Genomic DNA, 15,580 nt, shown 5'->3' with positions numbered 1-15,580 from the left:
AGAAAATGGAAAATTTAGCTACTAAACACCGCATCCAGGATTGTCAAATACAGTCGTTAGCAGAAGATATTATTTCACTAATTTTTGAGCAACGCCGTTTGTTACCTATAGAAGATAACGCACCATTCACTGAGCAGATAGCGGGGCATGTGGAGAGGGTTGAGCAATTCATCGCAAATAACGAACCTATTAATATGGTATTGCCAGCTTTCCCTGCAAAGTCACCAAATAGAACGAAAACACTGGGTTTCTTGCCTGATAAAGGAGAGTTCTATGCATTTGAACGCTTAGTCAATCTCTGTAAACAGATTGAATCTATTTATGAACCCGGTGCAAAAGTCACTATTTGTTCTGATGGGCGTGTTTTTGCCGATATCATTCATGTCACGGATTCACATGTCAGTCAGTACGTAAATACACTACGCCAATACGCGGCTCGTCATTACCCTAACTATTTTGAATTCTTTAATTTAGAAGATGTATTTGACAAAGTTGATGACTTTACTGTACTTCGTGAAGAGCTGATGATCCGCTACGGAGAGAGCTTGTCAGACTTACGTCAACGCGTGAAAAATGAAAAAGAAGCGTCCACGATGTATAAAGGCATAACACGCTTTATGTTGGAAGATTTCTCTGGCATTGACAAGTTTTCGGATTATAGCCGCACAGCGTTGCAAAAAGTTGCTAAAACAGCTGCCTACCGAGTGATCCAAAGGAGTAATGCATGGAGTCGATTGTTGAAAGATCACTTACCTGAAGCGTTACGTCTATCAATTCACCCTCAATACTTGGTGTCTGAAAAAATTGGTATTTCTTTAGTTTCACAAACAGATGTCTGGACGACGCCATGGCATTCAGTATTAGTGAAAGATAATACAAGTTATCAACTCATGCCACGTGAACAAGCTGAGAAGTTAGGTTGTGTATTGGTGTTCAACGAAGGGCGTGCAAGCCATTTTGAGCGCATTCATCGAGGAGCGGAGTGATGGATACTATTAAAGCCTTGGATAGCGTTGGAGTTGTCATTGATGCAACTTCTATGGCTTGTCAAAGAGTTGAGCGTCTTAATATCGCTTCATTGATCGATGAAATATTTTCTCAAGGACTGGTTGTGCTCAAAGGATTTGAGCCCCTCAATGATACTGATATGGAGTTAGTAGCTAAAGAGATCGGTCCGCTTTTACAGTGGGACTTCGGTTATGTACTTGATTTAAAAATACAAGAACAACCGCAAAATCACATTTTCAGTGAGGGTAAGGTCGAGTTGCACTGGGACGGAGCATTTGCCTCAGAAGAGCCAAGGTTTAACTTCTTTCAATGCTTGCAAAGTAGTTCCAACTCCGGTGGTGGAGAGACTACATTTTTGAATACAACACGGTTACTAGAAAGTCTACCGAACGATATCATTGAGCAATGGAAGCAAATTCGGATCCGTTATGAAACGGAAAAGAAAGCCCACTATGGAGGGGTGATTGAAGTTCCTTTAATAAGCCGTCATCCTAAGACAGGCAAGCTTCGCATGCGTTATATTGAACCTTTCAATGAAGATAATATGGCAGTGAATCCAGTTGAGACACAGGTGATAGGTTTTGATACTTATCAAAGTGATGTCTTTTTGAAAGAAATGAACTCGTTACTTTACTCGTCGAACTACTTTTATAAACATAGTTGGAGGAAAGGCGAGTTTGTGTTTGTGGATAATCTAGCTTTATTACATGGACGCAGTCGCTTTGAAGGAAGTGGCTTAAATCGTCATCTAAAACGGGTTCATATTCTATAGTAATGTATTTACTTTCTCATAGCTCACATGGATGTGAGCTTTTTTATCTAAGATTACTAATTGAATAGTGCTAATACTTCCGATAAATCACTGATAATAGCGTCAGGCTCACTTCGTGAAATTGGATTGCCATGATTATAGCCATAGTCAACGGTAACGACTTTACAACCTGCATTTCGTGCGGTTGCAACATCGTTGATCGAGTCACCAACATAAAACCCATCTTGTACTTTGCAATTCATAATATTTACAGAAGTGTATAAAGGCAGTGGATCTGGCTTTTTCTTCTTCAAAGTGTCAGCACACACAATTGTGTCAAACATCGTTTTAATTTCTAAGTGCTCTAATAATTTATGGGTATGTGAAGTGTTCTTGTTGGTGACTAAAGCGAGTTTAATTCTTTGCTGACGTAAACTTTGCAGTGTAGTTTTTGCATTAGAGAATAAACAAGATGAGCGTGTGACACAGTCATCGTAAATGGTTTCAAGTAAACGAGTCGCTTCGGCTCTGTCAATATTGGTATTGTTATGGAAGTCTAACGCACGTTCAGTCAGCTTAGTTGTACCATTGCCAATCCAAGTTTTAACAAGGGCAAGTTCAATATCCGGCAAATAGTAATGGTTTAATGTTGTGTTTAAAGCGTAGGCGATATCTTCAGCGGTACTGACTAAAGTACCGTCTAAATCAAAGCCAACCCAAGTCGGGTATGTAAACATGATTTCATTCCTTGTACATTATAGAGGCCCCAAACAACAGAACCAGAATTGATAAATTATTTAAAAGTAGCGAGTAGTTGTAATAGGCTTTGTAGCTTTTTCACAACAAGTGCAAGTTTTTGCTCGTCAATTTCTTCAGTTGTCGATAGGCCTTCAACGTCGGCTGCAACATCTAAAACATAAGGTTTAAAGCGTTTTGCTTCAAACGTAAACCCTGCTTCTTCTGTAAATAGTGCTTTAAACTTACCATGACCTTGCTGCTGCAATTCATCGAGTTTTTTATCCGCATCTAGTGCTTGGCGGTATATGATCTTGAGATTTTCATTGAGTTTTTCGATAACGGCTTGCATGGTCAGTCCTAATCGCCCTACTAAAAGCGCTTATTTTAAGGGTTTCATTTACAAATGTCAGGTGTAAATCTACCCTTTTATAAGTAGTACAAAGGAATTGGAAATTTATCTCGTAATTTATCCTAAAGGTTTAAATTTATACGCCGATAACCAATTTGATCCATCAAAAAGTCAGGTAATCACTTATGAATATTTCCGGAAGTAACCTACCTGCTATGTCTGGAGCTGGTCAAAGCGGTGAAGTATACAGCGCCGTTTTGGCAAAAAAGCAACAGAAAGCAGATGGACAAGCCGCGCTTGCTTTAATTGAATCTGCGGGCAGCAGTGCAGCAGCACAAACGCCAGCTAAATCAGTGACAGCAACGCTGGGCAACAACATCAATACATACGCGTAAGCTTATGTCTGATGGCACGTTGTCTTCGGCATGTCCGATAGATATGTGCAAAGCAATCGGTGCTAGGGTCATTAGCACCGATTTTTTGCTATTTTAGTCTAGTAAATTTAAGTCAATCGGCGTTTTACTTGGCTGACCACCAATTTCTCGCACTAATTTAGGCACCAAGAATCCCGGCAGTACTTCCAAAAGCTCAGCCATTATCGCCTTGGCTTCACGCTCTTCTACATCAAAATGACTAGCGCCTTCTACCTTATCGAGTAAATGCAAATAATAAGGCAGTATATCTGCATCGAACAGGGCTTCACTCAATTGGGCTTGGGTTGCGACATCGTTATTAATTCCTTTAAGTAGCACAGCTTGGTTTAGCAAGGTCACATTGGCTTGTTTAAGCTTTTGCATTGCCGCTTTAAAAGTACCATCGATTTCATTTGCATGATTAATGTGATTTACCAAAATCACCTTTAAATGACTCTTTGTTAAACGTAGGCACAATTCCTCGGTTATTCTCGCTGGGATCACTACCGGTAAGCGACTGTGAATACGCAAACGTTTGATTTGTGGTATAGCCTCTAATTGTTCTAGCACCCAAGCTATCATGTCATCTTTGGCCATCAGCGGATCACCGCCACTTAAGATCACCTCATTGATTTCAGGATGGGCGCGCAAATAATCAAATACAGGCTCTAAGGTGCGTTTGTTGACCTGATTATCCTGATAAGGGAAGTGGCGTCGAAAACAGTAGCGGCAGTTGACCGCACAACCAGTTTTGAGCATGAGTAATACCCTAGAGCGGTACTTATGTAACAAACCAGGTACAGGCGCGTCTTGTTCTTCGAGTGGATCTTTACTAAATCCCGCTTCAGTTAAATATTCCTGATGTACAGGTAACACTTGTAATAGCAAGGGATCATGACGATCTCCGTGGCGCATTTTAGCGATAAATGGGCGAGGTACTCGCATAGGAAACAAGCGCTTAGCTGCAAAGTCTCGTGCATCAAATTGGTCATGCAACCCCAAGATGTTGAGTAGCTCTTGTGGGTCAGTTACAACATTTGCTAATTCTTTTTGCCAGTTAGTCTGCAAATTTACTTCATTTATTTGTATCATTAGCAGGTTAATTACTCGAATATACGTAGATTAGAGGATACGATGGCGAATTATAGCACCAACGAGTTCAAGGGCGGCCTAAAAATTATGATGGACGGCGAGCCTTGTTCTATCTTAGAAAATGAAATGGTCAAGCCTGGTAAAGGACAAGCGTTTAACCGCGTTAAAATCCGTAAGCTTATCTCAGGTAAAGTACTAGAGAAAACATTTAAGTCTGGCGACTCAGTGGAAGGCGCAGACGTAATGGATACTGATCTAGCGTATTTATACACTGATGGTGAGTTCTGGCATTTCATGAACAACGAAACATTTGAGCAGATCGCAGCTGATGAAAAAGCACTTGGCGATAGCGTAAAATGGTTGGTTGAAAATGACGTTTGTACTATCACACTGTGGAATGGTAACCCAATCGCAGTAACACCACCTAACTTTGTTGAGCTTGAGATCACTGAAACAGATCCAGGCCTGAAAGGCGACACTGCGGGTACTGGTGGTAAGCCTGCAACGCTGAGCACAGGTGCTGTTGTTCGTGTTCCTTTGTTCGTTCAAATTGGTGAAGTGATCAAAGTTGATACGCGTAGTGGCGAATACGTAAGCCGCGTAAAATAATAGCGTAAAGCAATTTACGATGTTTTATAAATCCCAGCATGTTGCTGGGATTTTTTTGGAGTAAACAATGACGGTGAACAATTGGCAGCCAAGTGCAACGATAGAGACGCTTAGGCAAAGGGCTGCAATTTTAGCGAAGATACGGCACTTTTTTGCTGCTCGTGATGTGATGGAAGTCGACACGCCGAGCCTTTCTCAAGCCTCAGTGACCGACCCTCACTTAGATACTTTCCATACTCGATTTGTTGGCCCAAATCACAGCCAAGGTTTGCCTTTATTTTTACAAACGTCACCCGAGTATGCGATGAAAAGACTACTTGCCGCAGGCAGTGGTGCGATTTTTCAATTATGTAAGGCTTTTCGTAACGAAGAGTCAGGGCGTCATCACAATCCAGAATTTACGATGTTAGAGTGGTATCGTCCGGGCTTTGACGAATTTGACTTAATGGCGGAAATCGATGAGTTGATGCAGATGTTATTGGACTGTCCAGCTAGTGATTCGATGACTTACCAGCAAGCCTTTGAGACCCATCTTGGATTTGACCCTTTAAGCGTGTCGCTGACGGAATTGAAAGCGCACGCCAATAAATATGGTTATGGTGATATTGCAGCTATCGAGAATAATCCAGATACTCTACTGCAATTGCTATTTTGCATGGAAATTGAGCCTAAAATCGGTCAGCAGCAACCTTGTTTTGTTTATCACTTTCCTGCATCGCAAGCGGCACTGGCAAAACTTAACCCGAAAGACAATCGCGTTGCAGGGCGTTTTGAGCTCTATTATCGCAACATGGAACTGGCCAACGGATTTAACGAATTGACGGATGCGGTAGAGCAAAGAGCGCGTTTTGAGCAAGATAATCAACTCAGAGCTGAGATGGGATTGCATCCAGTGCCGGCTGATGAGCGGTTATTGGCTGCACTTGACGCGGGGATCCCCGATTGTGCTGGTGTTGCACTGGGAATAGATAGGCTAGTCATGCTGGCGCTAAACAAAGCGAGTATCAGCGAAGTGCTCACATTTGATGTTTCGCGGGCTTAGCGCCGCGAAACAAAGCGAGTAAGTTCTTTTTGAGTGGTTTCTGTGAGCTTTTGGGCACTTTGGCATTCGGCTAACGCACCATCAATTTGTGATTTAGACTGCTGACCCAGTTCGACAATTTGTTGCACTGCTTGGTGGGTATGTTTTTGTGTTTCTTCAAGTTGGTGTACCGCACTAACGATTTCTTCTAATTGCGCTTGATTGCGTTCAAAGTCATCACTCATCGAAATAAAGCCTTGAGAGGTATCACTGATGGCTTTCTCTGCTGAGCTTGAATGAGAAATCAATTGTTCTGATTCTTGATTGGTTTCACCGACCAGCACGTTCATTTGATTGATAAAATCGCTGATCTGGCGGGTGGCCGCATTGACCTTGACCGACAGCGCACGAACTTCATCGGCAACCACTGCAAAGCCACGCCCGGCTTCACCTGCTCGAGCTGCTTCAATTGCCGCATTGAGCGCAAGCAAGTTAGTTTGGTCGGAAAACTCTTCAACCATTTTTAGAATGTTGCGAATATTCTCACTATTTTCTTTCAGGCCTGAAACCGTCGATGAAAAGTTACCTAGTAGCGTGGTGATTTGTTTTACTTCAACGACAAGCTTAGTTAGCGACTGTGATGAACCGCGAACAAAGTGCAAGCTTTCGGTATTGGCCTGATAAACCTGATCGGTATTGTGTACAATACTTTGTAAACTGTGGCTGACCTGATCGGAAGCGGCAATAATCGTGTCACCTTGGCTCAGCTGCTGCTGCCCATACTTTGCGGTACTTTGCATGGAGCTGGTGATATCGCGGTTGCTTTGTGTCGCCGCAGCGGCACTTTCGTATGTTTTTTCCAATAAGAGACTAAGGTGGGTGGTAAAGGTGTTGTACTGCTCGCTTAAATCTCTAAATTCGTCATAAGTGAATTGTGGCAGTTTCGCATCTAAGTTACCGTTTTGGCGATTAACACGCTCCAATGACTCTTTCATCGCTTGTACAGGTCGTACGATTAAAAAGCGCATATAGAAGACGGTAAACGCAAACGCGGCAAGGATCACAATAGTGATAAGCCAAAACAGTCCCATACTCGCACCGGAGTGAGCAAGTTCAGAATACAGCCAGACCAAGCTAATAACCTGAAATAGGAGTAAAAAGCCTAAATTGCCAACAATTTTACGAGAAAGGGTATAGAAAAACGTCTGTTCTACAAAATTATAAATGCGCATATATAAACTCATATTGGGCTCATCATTGTGCCACTTTATTTGTCTCAGTATAGATGAGCTAAATGGAATAACAATGCTAAAGCGATCAAGCAGTTACTCAATTGGGGTGGCGTAGGCGCCAATGCCCTGTAAATACATTTTGGTTTGGCATGGAAAGTTAGTGAAAATACCATCCACCCCGAAATCTAGCATCATATCTATGTCTTGTTGTTTATCGACCGTATAAGCAAATACCTTTAATCCGCGAGATTTTGCGTCCAACACATATTCATGATTAATAAAGTTTTTGTCCATATGAATGCTGTAGGCATGGAGCGATTCGGCAAATTGCGCATAATGAATTGGAATAGAAGCCGTTAACGCGCCAATTCTTACCCAAGGTAATTTCTGCTTTAGCCACAATAGTTGATGATGGTCAAAAGAGGAGATGAGTAGCTGCTCTCTGGTGATCACGCCTTGCTGGATATGTTCTTCAATATAGGTAACGAATTTATCTAGGCCAAAGGTATGCTTTAGTTCTAAATTGATATCTGTCTGTTTGCCTATCGTGGCGAACACTTGCTGCAACGTGGGAATTGATTGCCCTTTACCGGCATCAAGCGTGGCAAGGTAGGCTTGAGTTTGTTCATTAACTCTACCCACGCCGTTGGTGGTTCTGTCTAGCCAAGTGTCGTGGATAATGGCGTAATCATCCGCGCAACTTTGCACATCCAACTCAATACCATCAACGCCAATATGGAGAGCCGCTTCTATTGCAGCAAGTGTATTTTCTGGATAGCTGCCACTGGCTCCACGGTGCGCTAAGACTTGAATCATGCTTTTTTCCTTGTAATAGACCAAGTTTCAAAACAGGCTGCACTAACTACCAACAACCCGCCAAGTAATGTTGTAAGTGTCAACGTCTCGTGTAACAGAATATAAGCTAATAGCGTTCCATACAATGGTTGTAAACAAGAAATTAACCCTGCAGTGGTGGCAGATAAATAACGTAGGCTAGAGGCAAATAAGGCGTGTGGAATTGCCGTAAATATTGCTCCTGCAAGCAAGATTAACCAGAGATTTTCTGTGGATACTTGCTGAATTGGCACCTCCACAAATGCTAACAGCATGAGACATGCAACAAGCGTTTGATAAAGCATTGTGTGTGGGCCGCTATAGTGAGAAAAGAAGCGCTTTTGGAGCAAGTTGCGTAGCGCAAAGAGTGCGCCCGAGAATACGCCCGTAATAATCCCCAAGGTAACTTGGTTGCCAAGATTCGCTTCTGGTACTAACAGATAGATACCAAATAACACCGCGCTCGCACTGATAAAATCTTTTAGCTGTACACGGCTGCGAGTGAAAAGTGGCTCTAAAAAAACGGTGATCACGGGGTAAGTGAAAAAGGCAATGATCCCAACTGCAATTCCTGCCATTTGCATGCCTGCAAAGTAAGTCACCCAATGAAGTCCCACGATGACACCAAGAACTAAAGCTGTTAGATAATCTTTTTTGTGTATTAATTTTATCGGCTGCCGTTGTATTTTGAGTAACAGCAATAGCACAACGAAAGCAACGGCGGTACGGTAAACGGTGATATCCAGTGCTGAGAGTGAAATTAATTTTGAAAATAATGCTGTTCCACCAAATAATAAAACGGCACTATGAAGCGAGAGCAAAGCGGATTGTTGTGGGCGCATATTGAATATTAGAACTGTTTTTTAGCAGTCTATCATTTAATCGCTTTGAGATGACAAGATTGTTGACACTTGTCACTCAACATTCTGCGCTTAAACGTAAATAATAATAAAAAGAGTGAATCAGAGAAGCTTGTGTCCATAACCACAGAATTTACCCTAGTTGAGAAACGGCGCTCATTTTGGAATGCCGGACCCCTTATATTTTCAACCTTTTATTTTTTCCCATTGATATTTAACTGGGCGCAATTGAGTGTAGTGAATATTTCGTTGCAAGTTGTTGTGTACCTTAGTTTTGTCGTGCTCTATTGGCAGAGTATTACAAAAACGGGCAATGCGTTGGTGATGAATTTAGTGCTGATGGCAGGGCTTTGTGTCGCAGGTAGTTGGGTGACGACCGGGACAAGTTCATTATTTGGCTTTATTGCTTTTTTCTGCGGTTTTAATTTTTTGCCTCGCTATAAAATCATTGCGATGCTGGTCATCATAGCGTTGGTATTGCTAACGGCTAAATTTATCGCGACCCAGCAAACGGTTTATTTCTTGATGCCTGCACTGTGTGTGGCATGTGGACTCTTTATTTTTGGTTGGATGTCACACCGAGAGCGAGTACACAAAGAGTTGCAGAGGCAAAGTGAAGAGGAGATTAAGCGATTAGGCGCCGTGGCTGAACGAGAGCGTATTGCGCGCGACCTACATGATTTACTAGGCCATTCACTTAGCTCGATAGCATTAAAAGCGGAGTTGGCGAGTAAATTTGCTGCTGCAAATGCATTAGAGCAAGCGCAATCAGAAGCGCAGCAGGTTGCAGACTTAGCGAGAGAAGCACTAAGCGAAGTGCGCCAAGCCGTCACCGGCTATCATCAGCTAGCGCTTGATGCTCAGCTGCACATTTTGGCTTCAAGGCTAAAAGATAAGGGCATTGCCGTAACGCTAGAATTGCAGGCGGTCACTTTAGATAAAGTAAGCGAAGCCTGTTTGTGCTTTTTTGCTAAAGAAATATGCACCAACATTATTCGTCACAGCGATGCTGATAAGGTTTGCTTCACGCTGCGGCAAACTGACAATAATGTCTTTGTAGAAATTAAAGATAATGGTTCTATAAAGTCCATAAAAGAAGGAAATGGTTTAATGGGGATCCGTACCAGATTGAAAGAATGTGGTGGCCAATTATTTTATCATACCGAACAGGGCGGATACTTTAAGGCGGTACTAGGGGAAGCAGGATGATCAAAGTTTTTATTGTTGAAGATCAAGCATTAGTAAGAGGGGCTATCGCGGCATTATTGAGCTTAGATAGAGAGATAGAAGTGGTTGGCGAAGCTGAAAATGGTCAAGTTGCAAAGGAAAAGTTAGCAAAGTTAACGCCTGATATCGTGCTAACGGATATTGAAATGCCACAAGTCACTGGTCTTGAACTTGCTCAGCACTTACAACAAAAAATGCCAGACACAAAAGTGGTTATCATGACGACCTTTTCTAAGGCGGGTTATATTCGCCGCGCGATCACTTTAGGGGTAAATGGTTTTGTATTAAAAGAAGCCCCAAGTGAGTACTTGCTATCAACGCTGAAAAAGGTCATGAATGGATATAAGGTTATTGACCCAGAGCTTGCTTTGTACGCTTTGGAAGATGCTGATCCACTTACCGATAAGGAACGCAAAGCGTTACGTTTGGCGAGTGAAGGGTTAAAAACCGCTGAAATCGCAGGACAGCTATTTTTGAGTGAGGGAACTGTGAGGAATTATTTATCTGACGCTATCGCAAAATTACATGCGACAAACCGAGTAGATGCAGCAAGAATTGCTAAGCAAAAAGGGTGGCTGTAACTAGGTGTAATAGCATATATCCAGTTAATACTTCAAAATCATGCTGTGCGGTAATATACTGCACCATTCGCTAAGTAATAATAATGTATTAATTTTGAGTGCAATAATGGATCCTAAATTACTTATTCAAGTTACCGCAATAACGACTGTGGTCTGTACAGTTTTTATGGCCGTAAACTGGTTTATTAATAAAGGCCTACCAGGCACTCGAGATTGGCTTATTTTCATTGCGCTTACCGCAATTGGATGTGGCTTGTTGGCCGCCTATACACTTCCCATTACGTTCTCAATTTTTATCCCCAATCTCACTATCGCATTTGGGCTTTTTTATCTGGCTCGTGGTGTTGATGCGTTTTTTAGTGTGGAAAGCAATTACATGCCTTGGTATGTATTAGCCGCATTGGGTATTCCCAGTTTTACTTACTTTTTGTACGTGGATTTTAATTTTATCGCTCGCGTCGGAATCAACTACTTAGTCTGGGCGATGGCGATGATTTATTGCCTACGGGCTTTGAATAAAGGACAAAAGTTATTATCGAAGGAATTTAGTGCAGCACATTGGGCGTTTGGCCTATCGTGCTTGAGCTTACTAGCCGTGTTTACTTTTAGAGTGGTCATGCTTGGCGGCTATTCAGTGACAGATAGCCTTGTCTCGGCAAATTGGGTTAATCAGTTTTTTGCCATTTCGGTGAGCACGATGCCGCTGCTGTTGTGTTTTTCTTTATGCCTGTTATGTAGCAGCCGTCGTGAAAAAGAACTCTGCCTGTTAAAAACTGCTGCTGAGCAGTCAGCGCAAGTAAAAGGACAGTTTTTAACGTTATTAAGTCATGAACTGAGAACACCACTAAACGCCATTGTTGGTCATGCAGAATCACTTAAAAAAGTGCCGCGTGAGCCCAATCGCCATGCTCAATTATGCGATGTTATCGTCCACGCCGCGATGTCGATGTCAGACTTAGCCAATCAAGTATTATTGCAAGCGAAAGGGGAATATGCGGCGCAAAATCGCGTGCCAGTGTCGCTTTATAGTCTTTCGCAAGAGTTAGTTCGCCTCTTACAGCCGCTGGCATTGGCTAAAGGGTTGAGTTTGAGGGTGGAGGTTAAAGGCCTGTATCCACAGGACGTTCATGTTGTCGAGCAAGATACATTGTCCTTGGTACTTAGAAATCTGCTTTCGAACGCGATTAAGTACACAGATAAAGGCATTATTACGCTGATCCTGGAAGGCACAAATCGCGCTGAGGATAAGCAAACTATCCGTTTTGCAATTAAGGATACGGGCAAAGGGCTGACTGAAGTACAAATGGAAAAGATCTTCGAGCCCTTTGTCACATTAAATACTGAACAATCCATCTCGCAAAGTTCAGGATTTGGGTTGGCGTTATGCAAGCAACTGCTGCAAGGGCTAGACTCTGAGCTTAACGTCGACAGCAAGCTTGGCAATGGCACTGTGTTTAGCTTTGAGTTAGATTGCCAGTGTAGTGATTCACCGTTACAGAGCACGGAATTTAATACAGAGAAGCTAGCACTCAATGTGCTTGTTGTTGAAGATAACCCCATGAATATTGATGTGATCAGCACCTATTTAAACGATATGGTGAGTGAGTTCTCTATTGCTAAGTGCCTTGCTCAAGCTGAGGTCGCGCTATTAGAACACAATTTCGATATTATTCTGTTAGACATGCGACTGCCTGATGGTAATGGTCTTGAGTGGTTTAAAGAGGGCTTCAACGAAATTGGCTTCACCTCCAGCGTTAAGGTGATAGCGTTAACGGGTGATGGCGATCCTGAATTAAAAAGGCGATGCCTCCGAGCTGGCATGCAGGACTGTTTAACTAAGCCTATCATGCCAAGCCGTTTATATGCGGCACTGGAATGTGCGACTGTAAAAACAACGTCTCGCTTGGAATGTAAGACTTTGATTGATCAATCAAGATTTATGGATCTCGCAAACCGTGAAAGTTCAGGTGTGCTGGCGACGAAATTGATGTATTTAGCCGATCGATTTGAGTACGAAATTGCGCAAATTAAAGGGCTCACAGAGTTGAATGTAACTGACTTAGCCGTTGATAAACTTGCCTACATTGAAAATGAAGCGCTGGAGCTTGGCATGGTGAATTTTGCCGAGCTTGTGCAAGCAGCAACTGTGCAGCTAAGTTACTCGGAAGAGCAAGTTGATTGGGACTGTCTTGCTATGGTTGCTAGACGCTCAGTTGAGCGTTTATTAGAACTTCATGCCCAAATTGCAACACTGGAGTCGGTATCAAATTCAGTGGTTAATCTATCTGCATAAAAAGATTCATCGATCTTGGCCTAGGTCATTAGGCTATTTTGGGTTAAAATAACAGCATAGCTTATTTAACAAGACAGTAATGCCAAAACAGGATCCCTATCTCGATAGAGAACAGCAAAAATACGACAATCCAGTACCTAGTCGCGAATTTATCTTAGAACACATTAAAAGCGCGGCCAAACCACCTTCTTTCTCTCAATTGTGTAACGATTTAAAAGTGCAAGACGAAGAACGTCAAATTGCGCTTAAACGCCGCTTGCGCGCAATGGAGCGAGACGGTCAACTGCACTTCAATAAATTTAAGTGTTACACCATTCCAAGTGATGATGGTCTAGTTAAAGGCCGCGTTGTTGGACACCGTGACGGCTTTGGCTTTTTAGAAGTCGAAGGCGAACCCAAAGATTGGTTTATCACTAAGTATCAAATGGAGCGCGTGCTGCATGGCGATTGGGTGTTAGCGAAGGCTGGCAGCCGAGGCTCAGGTGGTAAGGTGGAAGCGCGCATTGTGCGGGTACTTGAAAAAGAGCGTGCACCAGTCGTCGGTCGTTATTTTGTTGAGTTTGGCATGGCAGTCGTGGTGCCAGAAGACCCGCGTATTACTCAAGATATCATCATCGTACCAGGCCAAGAAAATGGTGCTCGCCATAATCAAATGGTGCAGGTAGAGATCACTCAAAGCCCTAGCAAACAAATGAATGCAATGGGTAAAGTACTTGAGGTGCTCGGCGATCATATGGCACCGGGTATGGAAATTGAGGTGGCACTTCGTAATCATGACATTCCTCATGAGTGGCCAAGTGAAGTAGAAGCACAAGTTGCAAATCTTGGTGAGTTTGTAGAAGAGTCTGCCAAACAAGGCCGTGTCGACCTGCGCGATTTACCGTTAGTGACCATAGATGGTGAAGATGCCCGTGACTTTGATGATGCCGTATATTGCGAGCGTAAAAAGTCAGGTGGTTGGCGTTTATGGGTTGCTATTGCGGATGTATCTCATTATGTAGGTAAAGGCACTGCGCTTGACAAAGAAGCGATTGAGCGTGGTAACTCAGTGTATTTTCCTGAGCAAGTTGTGCCAATGTTACCTAAGGTACTCTCCAACGGCTTATGTTCATTAAATCCAAAGGTAGACCGTTTATGTATGGTTGCGGAAATGACCGTGTCCGAAGCGGGTCGTTTGTCTGGCTACCGTTTTTACGAAGCCGTGATGAACTCTCACGCTCGTCTTACTTACACCAAAGTCCATGCGATTTTACAAGGTGACGAAAAGCTTAGAGCGGATTATCAGCCTCTTGTGCCTCATCTAACTGAGCTCCATAACATGTATATGACGCTGAAGGCTGCAAGGCAGGAGCGTGGCGCGATTGAATTTGAAACCCTAGAAACGCGCTTTGTATTTAATGCTCACCGGAAGATTGATTCTATCGTGCCTGTGGTTCGTAACGACGCCCACAAGCTGATTGAAGAGTGCATGATCTTGGCGAACGTGTCAGCAGCAAAGCTGTTGGAAAAACACGAAGCCCATAGCTTGTACCGTGTTCATGATGAGCCAGATCCTGAAAGATTGAGCCAATTTAGGCAATTCTTGCAAGACTTGGGTATTGAAAGCCAATTACCTAACGATCCGTCGCCAGAGGAGTTGACCCAAGCGCTTGAGTCATTGGGTGATCGCCCTGAAAAAGAATTGATCCAAACCATGTTACTGCGCTCAATGAAGCAAGCGGTATATCAGCCAGAAAATATTGGCCACTTTGGTTTAGCATTAAAAGCCTATGCACACTTTACCTCACCTATTCGCCGTTATCCGGATCTGGTGGTACACCGCGCAATCAAAGGCATTTTACAGCAGCAACAACAACCCGTGAGTGGCGCTTACATCTATAACGAAGATGAAGTAAAACAACTGGGTGAGCAGTGCTCGATGACAGAGCGCCGCGCTGATGACGCCACTCGTGAAGTTGCTGATTGGCTTAAATGTGAATTTATGCAAGATCACGTTGGCGATGAATTTACCGGTGTGATCTCATCAGTCACCAACTTTGGATTATTTGTGAGGTTAGACGACCTGCAGATTGACGGAATGATCCATGTGAGCAATTTAGGGCATGAGTATTTCCACTTTGATGGTGCAAAGCAATGTCTGATTGGTGAGCATAGTCGCACGGTGTTTAGACTCGGCGATAAACTTACTGTTGTGGTTGCTTCAGTTAGCTTGGACGATCGTCGCATCAACTTAGCTTTAGCTGAAGAAGGTCAGCAAGACAGGTATGCAAGGCGTCGAAAATCTCCAAAAAGCACTGCAAGTAGTGTTCGTGAGCAGCTAAAAACGGGTAAAATCCCGGGAGCTAAGCGCCGTGACGGTGAAACGTCTGGTCGCGATAAAGATAATAAAGGCGATGACAAAGCCAAAAAGCGCAAAAGAACGACCCCTAAGGGTGAGCTCAAACAGGCGAAAAAGGCAGGCACGCTGAAGTCGAAGAAAAAATCGACGAGTAAAAAAGCCAAAGCGGCAAAGGGCAAAGCAAAACGCCCAGGTAAGAACGAAAGAAATCGTAGCAAAAAAGCGCAATAGATT

Annotated in this window: 15 protein-coding genes; 9 read left to right on the top strand and 6 right to left on the bottom strand. The window is 43.1% G+C overall.

What is annotated here, in order from left to right:
• Window positions 1-5 precede the first annotated feature (5 nt).
• Complete coding sequence (locus EXT48_RS14655; protein WP_088531700.1) at window positions 6-986, top strand: L-tyrosine/L-tryptophan isonitrile synthase family protein; 981 nt, start codon at window positions 6-8, stop codon at window positions 984-986.
• A complete protein-coding gene (locus EXT48_RS14650) occupies window positions 986-1,780 on the top strand; it encodes a TauD/TfdA family dioxygenase (protein ID WP_130164895.1) in 795 nt (264 codons plus the stop codon). Before EXT48_RS14655 ends, EXT48_RS14650 begins: the two co-directional genes overlap by 1 nt.
• 56 nt (window positions 1,781-1,836) lie before the next feature.
• Here the strand turns inward: EXT48_RS14650 and gph are convergent, their stop codons facing one another.
• Together gph and EXT48_RS14640 are read right to left on the bottom strand one after the other, a co-directional pair.
• Window positions 1,837-2,496 (bottom strand): phosphoglycolate phosphatase, encoded by a 660-nt coding sequence (gene gph / locus EXT48_RS14645; protein ID WP_130164894.1) that lies wholly within the window; start codon window positions 2,494-2,496, stop codon window positions 1,837-1,839.
• Between the two features lie 56 nt (window positions 2,497-2,552).
• Window positions 2,553-2,846, bottom strand: a complete 294-nt coding sequence (locus tag EXT48_RS14640; RefSeq protein ID WP_010605837.1) for a hypothetical protein — start codon at window positions 2,844-2,846, stop codon at window positions 2,553-2,555.
• A gap of 185 nt (window positions 2,847-3,031) precedes the next feature.
• Here EXT48_RS14640 and EXT48_RS14635 point away from each other — a divergent pair, with 185 nt between their 5' ends.
• On the top strand, window positions 3,032-3,241 hold the full coding sequence (locus EXT48_RS14635; RefSeq protein WP_010368721.1) for a hypothetical protein: 210 nt from the start codon (window positions 3,032-3,034) through the stop codon (window positions 3,239-3,241).
• Between the two features lie 93 nt (window positions 3,242-3,334).
• On the opposite strand, the gene epmB is transcribed toward EXT48_RS14635, so the two are convergent.
• Entirely contained in the window at window positions 3,335-4,351 is a 1,017-nt protein-coding gene (gene epmB, locus EXT48_RS14630; RefSeq protein ID WP_130164893.1) for an EF-P beta-lysylation protein EpmB, read from the bottom strand.
• Window positions 4,352-4,393: 42 nt separating this feature from the next.
• Here epmB and efp point away from each other — a divergent pair, with 42 nt between their 5' ends.
• Both efp and epmA read left to right on the top strand, forming a co-directional pair.
• On the top strand, window positions 4,394-4,960 hold the full coding sequence (gene efp / locus EXT48_RS14625; RefSeq protein ID WP_017217199.1) for an elongation factor P: 567 nt from the start codon (window positions 4,394-4,396) through the stop codon (window positions 4,958-4,960).
• 67 nt (window positions 4,961-5,027) lie between these two features.
• Window positions 5,028-6,002, top strand: coding sequence for an elongation factor P--(R)-beta-lysine ligase (epmA, locus tag EXT48_RS14620; protein WP_099029005.1), 975 nt, complete (start codon window positions 5,028-5,030; stop codon window positions 6,000-6,002).
• Here the strand turns inward: epmA and EXT48_RS14615 are convergent.
• The 3 genes from EXT48_RS14615 to EXT48_RS14605 form a co-directional block, all read right to left on the bottom strand.
• Entirely contained in the window at window positions 5,999-7,213 is a 1,215-nt protein-coding gene (locus EXT48_RS14615) for a methyl-accepting chemotaxis protein (protein WP_130164892.1), read from the bottom strand. The two genes, epmA and EXT48_RS14615, sit on opposite strands and share 4 nt — an antisense overlap.
• A gap of 93 nt (window positions 7,214-7,306) precedes the next feature.
• Window positions 7,307-8,029, bottom strand: coding sequence for a glycerophosphodiester phosphodiesterase family protein (locus tag EXT48_RS14610; RefSeq protein WP_017217196.1), 723 nt, complete (start codon window positions 8,027-8,029; stop codon window positions 7,307-7,309).
• The gene (locus EXT48_RS14605) at window positions 8,026-8,889 is read right to left on the bottom strand and encodes a DMT family transporter (protein ID WP_045987952.1); all 864 of its coding nucleotides are present in this window, start codon (window positions 8,887-8,889) and stop codon (window positions 8,026-8,028) included. The genes EXT48_RS14610 and EXT48_RS14605 overlap by 4 nt, the downstream gene beginning before the upstream one ends.
• Before the next feature lie 255 nt (window positions 8,890-9,144).
• Here EXT48_RS14605 and EXT48_RS14600 point away from each other — a divergent pair, with 255 nt between their 5' ends.
• The 4 genes from EXT48_RS14600 to rnr all read left to right on the top strand — a co-directional run bounded on the left by EXT48_RS14600 (window position 9,145) and on the right by rnr (window position 15,577).
• Window positions 9,145-10,116: a sensor histidine kinase gene (locus tag EXT48_RS14600; RefSeq protein ID WP_240703390.1), complete on the top strand. Its 972-nt coding sequence runs from the start codon at window positions 9,145-9,147 to the stop codon at window positions 10,114-10,116.
• A complete protein-coding gene (locus EXT48_RS14595) occupies window positions 10,113-10,715 on the top strand; it encodes a DNA-binding response regulator (RefSeq protein ID WP_010605828.1) in 603 nt (200 codons plus the stop codon). Before EXT48_RS14600 ends, EXT48_RS14595 begins: the two co-directional genes overlap by 4 nt.
• Before the next feature lie 106 nt (window positions 10,716-10,821).
• Window positions 10,822-13,008 (top strand): ATP-binding protein, encoded by a 2,187-nt coding sequence (locus EXT48_RS14590; RefSeq protein ID WP_130164890.1) that lies wholly within the window; start codon window positions 10,822-10,824, stop codon window positions 13,006-13,008.
• A 79-nt stretch (window positions 13,009-13,087) separates the two neighbouring features.
• Window positions 13,088-15,577: a ribonuclease R gene (rnr, locus tag EXT48_RS14585; protein ID WP_130164889.1), complete on the top strand. Its 2,490-nt coding sequence runs from the start codon at window positions 13,088-13,090 to the stop codon at window positions 15,575-15,577.
• The last annotated feature ends 3 nt before the right edge of the window (window positions 15,578-15,580 follow it).

Source organism: Pseudoalteromonas sp. CO348, from assembly GCF_004208845.1.
GTDB lineage: Bacteria > Pseudomonadota > Gammaproteobacteria > Enterobacterales > Alteromonadaceae > Pseudoalteromonas > Pseudoalteromonas maricaloris.
The sequence above is the reverse complement of the archived record's forward strand: the minus strand, read 5'-3'. Positions and strand labels throughout refer to the sequence as shown.

Bases quoted from the DNA above. Each gene is read 5' to 3' on its own strand.
- EXT48_RS14655 (WP_088531700.1), top strand. From the start codon at position 6: ATGGAAAATTTAGCTACTAAACACCGCATCCAGGATTGTCAAATACAG.
- EXT48_RS14650 (WP_130164895.1), top strand. From the start codon at position 986: ATGGATACTATTAAAGCCTTGGATAGCGTTGGAGTTGTCATTGATGCA.
- gph (WP_130164894.1), bottom strand. From the start codon at position 2,496: ATGTTTACATACCCGACTTGGGTTGGCTTTGATTTAGACGGTACTTTA.
- EXT48_RS14640 (WP_010605837.1), bottom strand. From the start codon at position 2,846: ATGCAAGCCGTTATCGAAAAACTCAATGAAAATCTCAAGATCATATAC.
- EXT48_RS14635 (WP_010368721.1), top strand. From the start codon at position 3,032: ATGAATATTTCCGGAAGTAACCTACCTGCTATGTCTGGAGCTGGTCAA.
- epmB (WP_130164893.1), bottom strand. From the start codon at position 4,351: ATGATACAAATAAATGAAGTAAATTTGCAGACTAACTGGCAAAAAGAA.
- efp (WP_017217199.1), top strand. From the start codon at position 4,394: ATGGCGAATTATAGCACCAACGAGTTCAAGGGCGGCCTAAAAATTATG.
- epmA (WP_099029005.1), top strand. From the start codon at position 5,028: ATGACGGTGAACAATTGGCAGCCAAGTGCAACGATAGAGACGCTTAGG.
- EXT48_RS14615 (WP_130164892.1), bottom strand. From the start codon at position 7,213: ATGCGCATTTATAATTTTGTAGAACAGACGTTTTTCTATACCCTTTCT.
- EXT48_RS14610 (WP_017217196.1), bottom strand. From the start codon at position 8,029: ATGATTCAAGTCTTAGCGCACCGTGGAGCCAGTGGCAGCTATCCAGAA.
- EXT48_RS14605 (WP_045987952.1), bottom strand. From the start codon at position 8,889: ATGCGCCCACAACAATCCGCTTTGCTCTCGCTTCATAGTGCCGTTTTA.
- EXT48_RS14595 (WP_010605828.1), top strand. From the start codon at position 10,113: ATGATCAAAGTTTTTATTGTTGAAGATCAAGCATTAGTAAGAGGGGCT.
- EXT48_RS14590 (WP_130164890.1), top strand. From the start codon at position 10,822: ATGGATCCTAAATTACTTATTCAAGTTACCGCAATAACGACTGTGGTC.
- rnr (WP_130164889.1), top strand. From the start codon at position 13,088: ATGCCAAAACAGGATCCCTATCTCGATAGAGAACAGCAAAAATACGAC.